This is a genomic window from Pelosinus sp. UFO1, from assembly GCF_000725345.1.
Taxonomy (GTDB): domain Bacteria; phylum Bacillota; class Negativicutes; order DSM-13327; family DSM-13327; genus Pelosinus.
In genome coordinates this window covers 2,390,170-2,405,719 of the sequence record NZ_CP008852.1, presented here as the reverse complement: position 1 = coordinate 2,405,719, position 15,550 = coordinate 2,390,170, and the positions used below count along the sequence as shown (strand labels likewise).

Genomic DNA, 15,550 nt, shown 5'->3' with positions numbered 1-15,550 from the left:
TACTATGACAAAAATTATTACTATAGGTAGACCTTATAGACAAGCTTCAAAAAAAATGTCAATTGATATAACGATTAATAACTGTTACCAACGAGTTTGTAGGTAATATGATGAGAAATATTGTATTGATAGGTTTTATGGGAACAGGGAAAACAACGATTGGTAGACTCTTGGCCAATCGTCTAGGTCGCCCCTTTATTGATAGCGACAAGAAAATTGAATATGAAAACGGTATGAGCATTCGTGAAATCTTTAATGCTTACGGCGAAACATACTTTCGCCAACAAGAAAGGTCAATGATAGCCAGGTTATCCCACTATAATAGTACTGTTATTGCAGCTGGTGGTGGTGTGGTGCTATCAGCCGAGAATATGATCCGTTTAAAACGAAATGGTGTTATTATCGCCCTAACTGCTTCTACCGAAACGATTCTAGAAAGAACGGGTAGACGCAATACTCGTCCATTACTTGATGATTTTGAAAAACGAGAGCAAATTGTTAATAAGTTACTGAAAGAGCGGATGGAACTATATCAGAAAGCAGATTGTCATATTGATACGAGTAATAGTTCACCACAACAGGTAATTAACGAAATCATGTTTTTTTTACGGCAGGGAGGTTATTTGCGTGGCAGAAGTTAATGTGAATTTAGGAAACAGAAGTTACAAAATCTTTATTGATGTGGCAAACAAGAACATAATTGCTACACTTATGCAAAATATGAAAGTAAATCAAAAAGTTTTAATTATTTCAGACCATAATGTAGGAAATATTTATGGGTTAGAACTAAAAAAGCAATTACAACAATCTGGTTTTATTGTAGAGCTACATTGTATTTCACCAGGTGAGCACTCAAAATGCCTTGATACAGCTATGGAATTGTACACAAAAGCCATAGCTTTAGGGCTTGACCGTAATTCAACTATACTTGCATTGGGTGGTGGAGTAGTTGGTGACTTATCAGGTTTTGTAGCAGCTACTTATCTTAGAGGTATTCCTTTTATTCAAGTACCAACATCACTGCTTTCGCAAGTAGATTCAAGTGTCGGGGGAAAGGTTGCAGTTAATCATCCCCTAGGGAAGAATCTAATTGGTGCTTTTTATCAGCCCAAAACTGTAGTAATCGATATTGATTGCCTGCATACGTTACCCGATAGAGAATTATTCACTGGCCTAGCAGAAGTCATTAAATGCGGTGTCATCGCAGATAAAAACTTCTTTATGTATCTGAATAACAATGTACAACAAATTTTGGACAAAGAGCCAGGTACCTTAACCGAAATTATCCGTAGATCTTGTGAAATAAAGGCCTGGGTGGTAGAACAAGATGAGCAAGAGAGTTCATTGCGAGCGATTTTAAACTTTGGACATACAATTGGCCATGCTATTGAGGCTAATACGGGCTTTTCCATCTATAATCATGGCGAGGCTGTAGCCATTGGTATGTATGGCGCAGCGTTAATTAGCAAGTATCTTGGCATGTGCAGTGAGATGACTGTTATCAATTTGAAAGATACTATTAGTAAATTCAAATTACCATTATCTGCACCTGAATGTAACATAACCGAATTATTTGCACTTTTATATAGAGATAAAAAAGTAGTTGATAATAAGATTAATTGGGTATTGCTGAATGAGATTGGGCAGGTCAGTATCTGTAAACAAGTTCCTGAAGATGTTGTCATTCGTGTCTTAAAAGAAATTACAGTTCCAAATAAAATATACTAGATTTAAAAATAAGTAATAATTAAAATTATTACTTATTTTTTTTAGTTAATAAACAGGAACATATTCATTCAAATCGAATTAACTATAAGGATATGCAACTTTTTATGGAGGTTATAGTAGTGAATGCAAAAAAGAAAAAGGTTTTCTTTATTACAGGTTTCGTAGTACTCGTTTTCTTAGGTATTATCTCATACCGAATCTATGACAATGTTTCCGCCAACAAAGAACGTGCAATCAAAGGTTCCCAAGGACGTGGCGCAGCCGTCGAAACAGGAGTAGTAACAAGACGAGACATTACTCCTACTTTAACATTTTCAGCTAATCTTGAACCCTTATGGAATGCAGATATTTCGCCTAAAGTAGATGGTAGAGTTGATAAACTTTACGTTGATGAAGGGGATATTGTAACTGCAGGTATGATAATTGGTGTGCTTGATACGAATGAGCTAGCAGCACAAGTTATGCAAGCAGAAGGTAATTTACTTTCGAATCAGGCAAGTTTGGAACAAGCCGAATTAGACTTATCTAGAGCACAGGCGCTAGCAAAGCAAGGCGCTGTATCAGCACAATCATTAGATACAGCTCGTACAAAAAGAGATCTGGCGATTGGACAAGTACGTTCAGCAGAAGGTAATGTTGTTTTATTGCAGGCTCGTTTAGACAATGCAAATATTATAGCACCGCGCAGTGGGATTGTTTTAAAACGTTACATACAAGCTGGCTCATATGCAAAAGCTGGAGCACAAATCGTAAGTATCGCTGATGTCTCATCTTTATTGGGTAAGGCTACACTTGGTGAATCTGAACTTAGTGAAATTGCAGTTGGCTTACAAGTTAAAATCATAGTAAATGCTTTACAAGATAAGGAATACATCGGAACAATCACTCGTATCTCTCCGGCAGCAACTTTGCCAGCCCGAACATTTACCGCAGAAATTACAATTCCTAATACTTCTGGGATATTGAAACCTGGTTTATTTAGTAAAATAGTAATTCCTGGTACAGTCCATAAAAATGCATTAGTTGTCCCTGAAAGTGCATTAGTCATGCGTGAAGATCAAAAGACAGTCTATGTGGTAACAAATGAAAATAAAGTCCAACAACGCGTTCTAAAATTAGGATATGTAGGTGAGGGTTGGGCTGAAGTATTAGCAGGCTTAAACGATGGTGAACGCATTGTAATTGCAGGACAAAATAAATTAAAAGATGGTTCCACTATAACTGCTCCTAGCGGCAAAGAGGGTGGAAACTAAATGATTGATACATTTATTAAGCGGCCTGTATTTACTACGATGATCGTCATGCTACTCGTAGTATTTGGTTTAGGTGCTTATCCTACCTTGGGAATTGATTTAAACCCAGATGTTGAGTTTCCTATTGTTACTGTAACCATAACTTACACAGGTGCTTCACCAGAAGAAATGGAAAGCCTAATTACTAAACCAGTGGAAGACGCAGTTAGTTCCGTTTCCGGAATAAAATCTTTATCCTCAGTTTCTCGTGAAGGTACCTCTCAAGTCACTTTGGAATTTGAGTTTGGAACAAATCCAAAATTAGCGGCTAATGAGATTAGAGAAAAAGTGGCAGGGGTCCGTAAAAGATTACCTGATCAAATTGACGAACCTGTTGTACAACGTTTCGATATTACGGCGCAATCCATTGTTTATTTTAGTTTAGCCTCTGATACTCGTAGTCGTGGTGAAATACGTAAATTGGCCATTGATGTTGTAAAAGATGAATTACAACGCATGGACGGAGTAGCGCAAGTAGACGTTTTTGGTGCCACGGATCGGGAAATTCATATTTTTATTGACCCTAAAAAAATAGAATCTTATAATATTTCTTTCCAACAAATCCGTGATGCAATTAATGACCAAAACTTAAATACTCCTGGTGGTAAAGTAAACGAAAAAGGTACCGAATTAACGGTACGTACAATGGGCAAATATAAAAGTGTAGATGAGATTAAGAATATAATTGTAGCAAATCAAGACGGCCGTCTTATTACTTTAAAGGACGTTGTTACAATTGAAGATGGCTGGGCCGAAGAACGTGTTTACGCACATACAAATGGTACACCTAGTGTAATTATTTCTGTGCAAAAGCAATCCGGTACAAATACAGTAGATGTGGCAGAACGAGTAAAAAGGGCAATGGAAAACATGCAGACGAATGTCTTACCACAAGATATTAAAGTTTCTATTGTCCGAGATAGCTCCAAGTATATTCGCAGTAGTGTGGAAGATGTTATGGTATCATTGCTCTTTGGTGGCTTATTGGCAGTGGTAATTACATTTCTCTTCTTACAAAATACTCGAGCAACAATGATTGGAGCCATTGCCATCCCAACCTCTATCATAGCGACTTTCTTTGCTATGAAAGTAATGGGCTTTACTCTTAATAATATGTCACTCATGGGGCTTAGTTTAGCAGTAGGGATTTTGATTGATGATGCTATTGTTGTCATTGAAAATATCTTCCGTCATATGGAAGATGGTCTATCACCTATGGAGGCTGCTAGAGTCGGTACTACCGAAATCTCTTTGGCAGTAGTTGCTACTACTTTATCGATTTTAGCCGTGTTTGTTCCTGTAGGTAATATGGGAGAAATCATAGGCCAATTTTTTAAACAGTTTGGTATTACCGTTGCTTTTGCAGTAGCTTTTTCCTTATTTGTAGCTTTTACTTTAACTCCTACCTTAGCCGCTTACTGGCTAAAAAACAATCATGGTGAATCACTACAAAGCCGCTGGAGTTGGCTGCAAAAAATCCTTGATGTTTGGGAGACTGGCTTCCTTTCCTTAAGAGATAACTACAAATTAATTCTTCAATGGGCCCTAAAACGTCCGAAGAAATTAGTTGCATTAGCTGTATTGTCCTTGTTCCTTAACGGACTTTTACTACCGTTTATTGGTGTTGAGTTTCAGCCTACTTACGATTCTGGAGAGTTCAACGTGATGTTAACTGCATCCTCTGGCACATCTATGGAAAAAATGAAGGAGCTTGTAGAGCCAATCGAAAAAGAAGTATTATCTATTCCAGAACTAGAATCTGCGTTTGTTTTGATTGGCACAAACCGGCAATTAAATAAAGTAAACATAGGTATACGACTAATCGACAGTGCTGATAGATCGCGATCTATGTCTCAAATCATGGATCAATTAAGAATCAAATTCCGTACAGTCCAAAATTTAAAGGTTGCAGTACAATCTAACCAAGGTATGGGTAGAGGGGATTCTCGCCCTGTTCAGGTGGGCATCAGGGGACCTGAATTAGAGGTCTTAAACCGTAGTGCTTTTGATTTAGCAGAAGCCATTAAACAAATTTCTGGTACAACAGATGTAGATATCTCAAGTGATCAATCTGAACCAGAAGTGCAAGTTAAATTGGACCCTGTCAGAGCAGCTGAGCTAGGGATTAACAGTACTATTGCCGGAGAGGTCATTCAGATGGCATTCCTCGGAATCACAACTAAGAATCAATATAATGTAGCAGACAGTGATTATGACATTCGTGTGCAGATGCAGCCTAGCAATCGGTTAAGCATGTCTGATGTAGCCAACTTACGAATATCATCTAAAACAGGCGGATTTGTCCGGCTTGCAGACATTGCTAACGTAAAGTTTTCATCCGGCCCTACCCAAATTGACCGCGAATCTCGACAAAGGCAAGTTATCGTTTATGCAAATACAGTAGGGGTATCTACAGGTGAAGTTCTCACAAAGATTAAAGAAATTATTCCATCGATCAATTTGCCTTTAGGCTATACCTATAAATTTGTAGGCCAAGCGCAGATGATGCAGGATTCTTTCAAAGAAATTGGTAAAGCGTTACTTTTGGCTATTGTACTTATCTACATGGTACTAGCTGCAGAGTTTGAAAGCTTTATTCATCCCTTGACGATTATGCTTTCACTACCTTTTTCACTTGTTGGTGCCGTTCTAGGCCTCTTAATCTCAGGTAAAACAATTAATATGATGTCTTTAATTGGTATTATCATGTTAATGGGTCTAGTTACGAAAAATGCAATATTACTAATTGACCATACAATACAGTTACGTAATAACGGCATGTCAATCCAGGATGCTTTGGTCGAAGCTGGAGTTTTAAGATTGCGGCCAATTCTCATGACTACAATGGCCATGATTTTTGGTATGATGCCCGTAGCATTAGGTTTGGGAGCGGGTGCCGAATTACGCTCTTCAATGGGTGTAGTACTTATTGGCGGTCTAATAACATCCACTTTCTTAACTTTAATTATTGTTCCACTAGTGTATTTTTTAATTGATCAAATGCAACAATCCTTTAAGAAAAGCAAAACAGAAAAGAACATTAATTTATAAAAAGTTGCAAATTTATCTAAAGTAATCGCCTGATATTGGCGGTTACTTTTTTTGTTTTTATTAATATTATATAATATCCAATATTTTCATTGAAATAGAAGGGAATTGTGAAATTTATGTAGAATTAACATAAAGAAAATTGGGCTTACTACTACATGAAGATAAAGCATACCCTTGATGGGAGGTAACGAAGATTCAACAAAAGTTGTTAAATGATGTCAAAGCGGGAATGATTTTAGCAGAAGACGTAATTGATCAATATGGTAGAATACTTGTAGCGTCAGGAATGACATTAAAAAACGAAATAATTAATTTACTTATAAAACACGAAATTTATTCTGTTTATGTATGTGACCATAAGTTTACAAATCGTGAGATTAACGAACTTCGCGATTTAATAAGCATGGACACTAGGTTGCAGTTAATTTCTAATGTAGAAAACGCCTTTACCAGTTCTGACGGCTTAGCTAAACATTTAACACAATTGCAAAATTATATAGAAGACATTGTCTCTACATTAGCTAGTAATAAGGATATTCTAATGTATTTAAATGATGTTAACTGCGCAAGTGATTATTTGTTTATGCATAGTGTCAATGTAGGAATATTTTCTATCATTATTGGCATTGCAATGGAATTACCTTATGAAGAATTATGTATTTTAGGCATGGGCGGATTACTACATGACTTCGGAAAAACAAGAATTACAAAAACAATTCTTGATAAACAAGACAAATTAACTGTAGAAGAATTTAATGAAATTAAGCAACATGCATCCCTTGGCTATAATGTACTAAAAGTAGATACACAACTCGATTATCGTATTAATTTTATGGCATTACAGCATCATGAGCGATGCGACGGCAGCGGATATCCTTGGGGGATCCCAAAATTACAAATACATCCATTAGCAAGAATTGTTGCAGTGGCAGATGTTTATGATGCATTAACAACAAATCGAGTCTATCGTTCACGACTTACTTCATTTGAGGCAATGGAAATAATAAATAAAGGTAATAAAGTATATTTTGATGAAAATGTAATTGAAGCCTTCAATACAGTGGCTATTCCTTATCAGATTGATAGTGAAGTCAAACTTACCAATGGTTTAAATGGCAAAGTGTTCGGGCTTAATAGTAGTAATTTAACTCGTCCGCTCATTTCCACGCCAATTGGAATAGTGAATTTATTACATGAACCTAATATTGGGATCATTGCTACAAGTTACTAAAACTTGGCTAAAGGCCAAGTTTTCTGTATTATATTGTCTTATTTGAACAAATTCTTAACTTTTTTCCTTCTTAGTCATACTTAAAAGTAAAAAGTGATATAATAGGAAACAATCTTATTGATAACTGAATAAATAATAATAAGGAGATAACATGGATATCAAGAACCTACGCAATGTATTAGAAGAATTTCATGCTAGTCGATTATCTTTGGATGAAGCAGTGGACAAGCTTAAAATTTTACCATATGAAGATTTAGATTTTGTAAAGATAGATCACCATCGTATGATTCGACAGGGATTTCCTGAAGTAATCTTTTGTCAAGGAAAGACAGCCGAGCAAGTGGCAACTATAATGAAAAGCTTATCGATACATAATCAAAATGTTTTAGCTACTAGAGCAACAGCGGATATGTATTCTGCTGTAAAAAAAGTTGTACCTGACGCACAGTATTATGAAGTAGCTAAAATAATTTTTGTTAAACATAATACCATCGAACCAGATGATGAACGATTTATACTAGTTATGACAGCAGGAACCAGTGATATTCCAGTAGCTGAGGAAGCTGCTGTTACTGCAGAGATTATGGGTAATAAAGTAGAACGTGTTTATGACGTCGGAGTAGCCGGCATTCATCGCTTATTTTCTCAGCAGCAGGTCATCCAAAGGGCGAATGTTATTATCGTCGCTGCAGGTATGGAGGGGGCTTTAGTCAGTGTCGTTGGGGGGATGGTTGCCAAGCCAGTCATAGCTTTACCTACTAGTGTTGGCTATGGTGCTAGCTTTAATGGTCTAGCAGCTTTATTAAGTATGTTAAATAGTTGTGCCGCCGGAGTATCCGTTGTGAATATTGATAATGGATTTGGTGCAGGACGATTGGCAAGTATTATTAATAAGATGAGGTGATATCGTGCAAGCGCTTTATTTAGATTGTTTTGCCGGCATTAGTGGTAACATGTTATTAGGAGCATTATTAAATGCAGGTTTACCAGAGGAAATTCTAAGAGAACAGCTATCCCTTTTACCAGTCGACGGTTATCACTTAACTATTGAAAAAGTAAATAAGAATGGTATTAGTGCAGTATATGTAGATGTAAAATTACATACTCATGACCATCATGGGCATGGACATCATCATCATCGTCACTTATCTACTATATTTCAAATTATTGATGATTCTCAATTAGCACCAAGAATAAAAGATGATAGTAAGAAAGTTTTCATGTTGTTAGCCCAAGCAGAGGCTAAGGTACATGGTGTAACAATAGAGGAAATTCATTTTCATGAAGTTGGAGCCGTTGATGCGATTATCGATATTGTGGGCACCGTAATTGGACTTAATTATTTTGGAATTGAGGCCATTTATACTTCGAAATTACAAGTTGGCAAGGGTTTTGTAAAATGTTGCCATGGCCTAATGCCAATACCAGCACCAGCAACAGCAGAGCTGTTAAAAAACATTCCCTATTATAATGGGGAAATTAGCAAAGAATTAGTAACTCCGACAGGAGCAGCAGTAATTTCAGCATTAGGAACTGATTATGGAAATATGCCAGAGAATTTTACTAGCAAAACGATTGGTTATGGAGCAGGTACTTGGGATTTGGAGATTCCCAATGTTCTTAGGATGCATATAGGAGAAATACCTGAGTACATTAAGACGAGTGAAACTCTCCTCATAGAAGCAAATATTGATGATTTAAGCCCACAAGTTTTTCCGTATGTTATGGATAAGTTGCTAGAGATTGGTGTATTTGATGTCTGGTTAACTCCTATTATTATGAAAAAGAATCGTGCTGCTACTATGCTATCCATATTAGTATCAAGTAACATCTTAGATCAAGTGACTACAATTATATTTGAAGAAACGTCTACAATTGGACTAAGGTATTATTCGGTTGAACGAAAAATGGCAAAACGAGAAATTGTAACGGTAGCTCTATCTTGGGGTGAAGCTAGAGCGAAAATTAGTTCCTATAATGAAAAGGTGTGTAGCGTTACTCCTGAATATGAGGATTGTAAAAGTATAGCAAAACAACATAAAATCCCCTTGAAAAAAGTGCAGCAAGCAGTGCTAGACGCAGCCTTTAATACTATCAAGTAATCATAATTCAGTGTTTTTAGTATAACTTTCGTGAAAATTAGGAGTGTGTTAAGCGTGAAAGCAGTTGTTTTATTATCGGGTGGTCTAGACTCTACTGTATGTATGGCTGTAGCTCATAGTCAGGGCTACGAGCTTTTCCCTATTAGTTTTAATTATAATCAACGTCATTCCAGAGAATTAGAAAGTGCTACTACTGTAGCTCAGTATTATAAAGTTACTAAACATATCGTTATTGAAACTAATATGAATGCGATAGGAGGTAGCGCTTTAACTGATGAGCACCTGGAAGTACCATCAGGCAGCAATGCAACCCATGATATCCCTATTACCTATGTGCCTGCTAGAAATTTAATTTTCCTAAGTTATGCTTTAGGATATGCAGAAGTAACAGGAGCAGATAAAATTTTCATTGGTGTAAATGCTCTTGATTATTCAGGTTATCCTGACTGCCGTCCTGAATTTATTGATCTATTTCAAGAAGTTGCTGATTATAGTACAAAAGCAGGAGTGCAAGATCAGCGAAAAATAAGAATAGAAACCCCCTTACTACATTTAACTAAAAAAGACATTGTCATCTTAGGTCACAGTTTAAATGCTCCTCTAGAATTGACTACCAGCTGTTATAAAGGGGAATCGGCTGCTTGTGGCGAGTGTGATAGTTGTCTGCTACGTTTAAAAGGTTTCTCTGAAGCAAATATAACAGATCCCATTTTATATAAAACTAGGAGTGAATAAAGTTTGAAAGACGTTCAGAATATCTCAGATGATCGTGGTATTGCGATTCAAAATGTAGGTGTCAGTGGTGTACACTTACCATTTCTTATCAAAACTAAAACAGACTCTTTTCAGTCTGTTTTAGCTACGATAAATCTTACTGTGGATTTACCAAAAGAATATAAGGGTACCCATATGAGCCGTTTCATCGAAATCTTAAGTGAATGGAGCCAAAAGCCCATATCTAGTCGCGAAATGGAATCTATACTAATAGATACTTTAAATAAACTTGATGCTGAATATGCACAAATGGAAATTCATTTCAAATATTTTATTGATAAAGTTGCCCCCATCAGCGGGCTTAAAAGTATGCTTGATGTGGATTGTTCTTTTTCTGCAAAATTAACTAAGGGCAGGCCTTTGGATTTCACCCTGGGTGTTGCCGTTCCTTTCACTTCTTTGTGTCCTTGTAGTAAAGAAATTTCTAAATATGGAGCTCACAATCAACGAGGATTAATGAAGGTGAAAATTAAATATACAAGTGGAAAATTTATTTGGATTGAGGATTTAGTAGCATTAATGGAAGCACAAGGTAGTTGTCCTATCTATCCATTGTTAAAACGTGAAGATGAAAAATATGTAACAGAACACGCGTATGAGAATGCTAAATTTGTTGAAGATATATTACGAGATCTGGTGTTAGCGTTACGCCAGCAGAAGTTTATCAGCTGGTTTGAAATACAATGTGAGAATTACGAGTCAATTCACAACCATAGTGCCTATGCAAAGCATGTTGAGCATGTAAATAATTAAGTTATCTTTTTCCATTTACTTGCTAAGAAAATTCTCAGTAGTCTACTGAGTAGATGATCAGGAGCCTTTTAATAGGCTCCTCTACAATGAGTATACTTACATATTTTCATACTAACTTGAGAAGTGTTTCCTTAGCCGCTAATTGCCATATTTCCTTATACATGCTACCATGTATAGCTAGGCGTACTATAAGGGAGTTGTTTTTATGAAACGATTAATCATAAATGCTGATGATTTTGGACTTAATGAAATGATAAATGTCGGAATTATTCAAGGGCATACAGCAGGAATTATAACCAGTACAACCATCATGGCCTGTGGTAAAGCCTTTGATCATGCTGTTCCACTAGCTTTAGATAATAAGGAATTAGGTATTGGTGTACATCTAACCTTAGTAGGAGAGAGACCAGTATGTAACCCTAGCACAATACCATCATTGGTAGATAAGGAAGGATCCTTATCACCCCAATATCCCCAATTTTTAAAACGTTTTTGCTTAGGACAGATAAAACTTGATGATATCAAAAAAGAACTAACCGCTCAAGTACAAAAGGTAGCAGATTGTGGATTACCTATCACGCATTTAGATAGCCACCAACATATGCATATTGTACCTGGCATCATTGATATTACTATCGAATTAGCTAAAAAATTTAGTATTAAAGCAGTACGTATTCCTTCTGAACCATATCTCTTTTTAGGCGGATATCCTTTTTCTACTTCGCGAATTGTGGCTCGTGCAGGCTTAACTTGTCTGGCCCAAATAGCTCGTAAAAAGATAATAGAGCGGGGACTCATTGCACCAAACCATTTTTTTGGTATGTTAGCAGGAGGTAATATGCATGAAGAATTTTTATTGCAAATTATTAATAACTTACCTGAAGGTATATCAGAAATCATGATGCACCCAGGAGCTAATGAATCAATCTTACATACTATGTATAACTGGAATTACCATTGGCAAGCAGAATTAAACGCCATTACAAGCAAAACTGTACGCCAACAGATTACAAATCGTGATATACAATTAATTTCATTTGGGGAGTTAGGAAATGACTAAGTTTTATCAACGCCTAATTCTCCTATTACTGTTAGTTGGTGGTATCTCTGCTATTGTAATTTACTTTACAGTCGATATTCATACTTTACGCCATCTCAATAGTTTTCAGCCCTGGTCCTTAGTACTGGCTATTGTTTTTTTAGTAATTGGTTTATATTTTGATGGAGTCCGTCTCATGCACCTTGTACGTATTTCTGGTGAAAGAATAAGCTTAATAGAGGCTGTGCAAGTTGTTTTTGGCAATTATTTTTTAGCACTATTAACACCCGGAGCAGCCGGTGGGGCCGTAGCACAAGTCATGTTCTTACGCAAGGCGGGGGTACCTACAGCAAAGGCCACTGTTCTAGTAGTCGTTAGAACACTGCTATCTATTATATTTTTATTATTTTTAGTTCCCGTTGTTTTTTATTATGACCCTGAAATTATGCCAGGTCTAACAGACAATATGCTGGCTATAGCGTCTGGCTTACTTGTTGTGAGTATCTTAGGAATCATCTGGCTATTCCGTACTAGTCTACCTAATTATTTATTGGTTGTGCTTACAAAGAAACTAAATCACAATTATCGCCGCCGAGTCTTCGCGATATATCGTGATGTACGAGGTGCTGTCTTTATGCTATCATCAGCTCCAACAAGTATGGGTAGAGTTTTTATTGAATCAGCCATAAGTCTGTTGGCTTTATATAGCATTGTGCCAATATTATTCATGGGTATGGGTGTTTCTGTAAATTTACCACAAATTATTGGGAGAATGATATTACTAAACATTCTATTATACTTTGCACCGACACCAGGAGGCTCGGGTATCGCGGAAGGTGGCTTTATCTTTTTATTTAGCAACTTTTTACCCTCAGGCACAGTTGGAATCGCTGCTGTAGCCTGGCGAATAATAGTAGAATATTTACCGTTTATTATCGGCTTATATTTCACAGTAAAGGTTTTTGGTCAAAATTTCTTAGTTAACCATATAAAATAGGAGGTTGTAAAAATGAAAGTTTTAGTAACTGGGGGAGCCGGTTTTATTGGCTCACATGTAGTAGACCGACTAATACAAGAAAATTGCCAGGTTGTCATCATTGATAATTTGAGTACTGGGTTACTCGAGAACATCAATAAAGCAGCCCAATTTGTTCAAATGGATATACGTAGTAATCAAGTACTTGATTTATTTGTAAAAGAAAAATTTGATTATGTAATTCATTTAGCTGCTCAAACTATGGTGCATAAATCTTTGGAAATGCCGGATTATGATTGTGATGTAAATATATCCGGTACGGTTAACCTTTTAGAAGCCTGCCGTAAAACAAATGTTAAACGAATCGTATTTTCCTCCACGGCAGCTGTCTACGGCAATGCAACAAACTTACCAGTAAAAGAAGCAACCCCAAAAGGGCCTACTTCTTTTTATGGCTTAAGTAAGTTAACTTGTGAAAACTACTTATCCTTATATAACCAAGTATATGGTCTTGAATTTATGATATTACGCTATGCAAATGTTTATGGCGAGCGCCAGGGAGATGGCGGAGAAGGTGGAGTTATTAGCATTTTTGCGCGCAAAATTCACCATCATCAGCCCGTAACAATCTTTGGTGACGGTAGCCAAACACGTGATTTTATTTATGTAGGAGATATAGCTAATGCTAATTACCAATCCTTATTATCTAGTTATTCGAATAAGATTTGTAACATTAGCACACAAACTGAAACAAGCGTTAATACATTAATAGAATATATGGCAAAAGTTGCTGGCAAAACAGTGACAAGGGTCTATGCTGAAATGCGTGAAGGTGATATTTATAAGTCTTCCTTGTCAAATTGTGCAGCCCAGGAATACTTAAACTGGAATCCAGCTATGCCATTAATTGAAGGTTTGTCTAAAACATATAATTCTCTTATCTAGGTTTTAAAATTCCTCCAACGGATATATTAGTAAAATACGATTTAACAACGACACTTTTTGTTACTAACTCAAAGACAATGAATCTTATGATTTTAACTTTTGGAGGTTACATATGTTTAATAAATTGGGAACTGGCTTTTGGCTAGTAGCCATAATTACTATATTTATAGTATTTTCTAATCTAGGCGGGATACCATTGCTAGATCCTGACGAACCTGTCTATGCAGAGACGCCTAAAGAAATGTTTGCTTTTAATGAGTTTGTCTCTCCACGTATTTTTGGTGAGTATTGGTATGATAAACCGCCAATGTATTATTGGTTAGTAGCTGCATCTTATAAAATATTAGGTGTTAATGAATTTGCTGCACGTTTTCCCTCTGCTGCCTTGGCTGTAGTCTGCGCTCTAGTGGTATATTGGTCAGGGCGCCGTTTATTTAATGAACGGACTGGAATGGTTAGTGCTTTAGTATTAGCTACAAGTATCGAATACTTTTATCTAGGTAAAGCTGCTGTAACTGATATTACCTTAGTTTTATTTCTTTCTCTTTCTCTGTTATCTTTTATTGAAAAAAGATATTATACCGCTTATATTTTTGCTGGTTTGGCAACATTAACGAAAGGCCCCATTGGCCTATTGTTCCCCGGTGGAATTATCTTTTTTTACTTACTGGTTACAAGAAATTGGTCTCTGCTAAAGAGCATGAAAATACCCTCTGGGTTGCTTGTCTATGCACTTATAGCTGCCCCGTGGTATATTATCATGTATAAGATCCATGGTAGTATTTTTATAGATACCTTTCTTGGTTTTCATAATATCACAAGATTTACGTCTCCTGAACATCCCGAGTTAGTACTATGGTATTATTATATTCCAGTTCTTGTACTTGGCTTTTTTCCCTGGACGACTATTATGCTACAGTCCATATGGGCATCTTTGACTGCCAGTAATAGGAATTTTTCAACCCTATTATTCTTAAATATTTGGGCACTATTTATTTTTGTCTTTTTTACAATTTCTCAGACTAAGTTAGTCTCTTACATTTTACCTATGTATCCACCTTTAGCGATGATAGTAGGGTGGTACATTGATATGATATGGTCACGCAAAAACATACGTTTTACAAGCTGGCCAATCCTATTGGGTCTTTTAACAATACTTTTTACAGCCGGTATGATTCTCGGTAGCAAAACCATGCCCATACTACAACTTGGAATCTATATAACCTCTGGAATTTTCATTGTAATGGCATTATTAATAGCCTATTTTGCATGGATGAAAGAAATAGGCCGTGCCTTTTGGACTCAAATCATTGCTATGGTTTCATTTTCTATGGTGTTAGTTTTTATGTTATTCCCTTTAGCCGCACCAAATTTTACAACTAAACATATTGCGCAAGAGTTTACGAAACAGTATGATGGTACATCTCCAGTATATATTATTAAATTCTTACACCCAGGTTTTACATTCTATACAAATGTTTATGGATTTGAGTTAAAGAAAGATGATGATCTAAATCAATATATTCAAGAAAGTCCAAGGGCATATTTTCTCCTTAGACAAGCTGAATATGATCGTTTAACAAACAAAAGCATCCAATTACTTACGGTTTTATCTGTTATTGACGATAAAATTTTACTACTCAAAAAATAGGGGAGGTA

At 36.3% G+C, this 15,550-nt stretch carries 13 protein-coding genes; all 13 read left to right on the top strand.

Annotated elements, in window-relative coordinates:
- Positions 1-110: 110 nt before the first annotated feature.
- The 13 genes from UFO1_RS11230 to UFO1_RS11170 all read left to right on the top strand — a co-directional run bounded on the left by UFO1_RS11230 (position 111) and on the right by UFO1_RS11170 (position 15,542).
- Positions 111-641, top strand: coding sequence for a shikimate kinase (locus UFO1_RS11230; RefSeq protein ID WP_038670849.1), 531 nt, complete (start codon positions 111-113; stop codon positions 639-641).
- Positions 628-1,728, top strand: a complete 1,101-nt coding sequence (aroB, locus tag UFO1_RS11225) for a 3-dehydroquinate synthase (protein WP_038670847.1) — start codon at positions 628-630, stop codon at positions 1,726-1,728. Before UFO1_RS11230 ends, aroB begins: the two co-directional genes overlap by 14 nt.
- A gap of 119 nt (positions 1,729-1,847) precedes the next feature.
- Entirely contained in the window at positions 1,848-2,981 is a 1,134-nt protein-coding gene (locus tag UFO1_RS11220) for an efflux RND transporter periplasmic adaptor subunit (protein WP_038670845.1), read from the top strand.
- The gene (locus UFO1_RS11215) at positions 2,982-6,071 is read left to right on the top strand and encodes an efflux RND transporter permease subunit (protein WP_038670843.1); all 3,090 of its coding nucleotides are present in this window, start codon (positions 2,982-2,984) and stop codon (positions 6,069-6,071) included.
- A 205-nt stretch (positions 6,072-6,276) separates the two neighbouring features.
- On the top strand, positions 6,277-7,302 hold the full coding sequence (locus tag UFO1_RS11210) for an HD-GYP domain-containing protein (protein WP_236639385.1): 1,026 nt from the start codon (positions 6,277-6,279) through the stop codon (positions 7,300-7,302).
- Between the two features lie 151 nt (positions 7,303-7,453).
- Positions 7,454-8,206, top strand: a complete 753-nt coding sequence (larB, locus tag UFO1_RS11205; RefSeq protein ID WP_038670841.1) for a nickel pincer cofactor biosynthesis protein LarB — start codon at positions 7,454-7,456, stop codon at positions 8,204-8,206.
- Between the two features lie 4 nt (positions 8,207-8,210).
- A complete protein-coding gene (gene larC / locus UFO1_RS11200) occupies positions 8,211-9,404 on the top strand; it encodes a nickel pincer cofactor biosynthesis protein LarC (RefSeq protein ID WP_038670839.1) in 1,194 nt (397 codons plus the stop codon).
- Between the two features lie 36 nt (positions 9,405-9,440).
- On the top strand, positions 9,441-10,139 hold the full coding sequence (queC, locus tag UFO1_RS11195) for a 7-cyano-7-deazaguanine synthase QueC (RefSeq protein WP_256380549.1): 699 nt from the start codon (positions 9,441-9,443) through the stop codon (positions 10,137-10,139).
- 3 nt (positions 10,140-10,142) lie between these two features.
- Complete coding sequence (folE2, locus tag UFO1_RS11190; RefSeq protein ID WP_038670835.1) at positions 10,143-10,931, top strand: GTP cyclohydrolase FolE2; 789 nt, start codon at positions 10,143-10,145, stop codon at positions 10,929-10,931.
- Positions 10,932-11,136: 205 nt separating this feature from the next.
- Positions 11,137-11,991, top strand: coding sequence for a ChbG/HpnK family deacetylase (locus UFO1_RS11185; protein ID WP_038670833.1), 855 nt, complete (start codon positions 11,137-11,139; stop codon positions 11,989-11,991).
- Positions 11,984-12,967 carry a lysylphosphatidylglycerol synthase transmembrane domain-containing protein gene (locus tag UFO1_RS11180; RefSeq protein ID WP_038670831.1) on the top strand — a complete coding sequence of 328 codons (984 nt, stop codon included), beginning with the start codon at positions 11,984-11,986 and terminating at the stop codon, positions 12,965-12,967. The genes UFO1_RS11185 and UFO1_RS11180 overlap by 8 nt, the downstream gene beginning before the upstream one ends.
- Positions 12,968-12,979: 12 nt before the next feature.
- Entirely contained in the window at positions 12,980-13,891 is a 912-nt protein-coding gene (locus tag UFO1_RS11175; protein ID WP_038670829.1) for an SDR family NAD(P)-dependent oxidoreductase, read from the top strand.
- Positions 13,892-14,003: 112 nt separating this feature from the next.
- Positions 14,004-15,542: a glycosyltransferase family 39 protein gene (locus UFO1_RS11170; protein WP_038670826.1), complete on the top strand. Its 1,539-nt coding sequence runs from the start codon at positions 14,004-14,006 to the stop codon at positions 15,540-15,542.
- Positions 15,543-15,550: the final 8 nt, after the last annotated feature.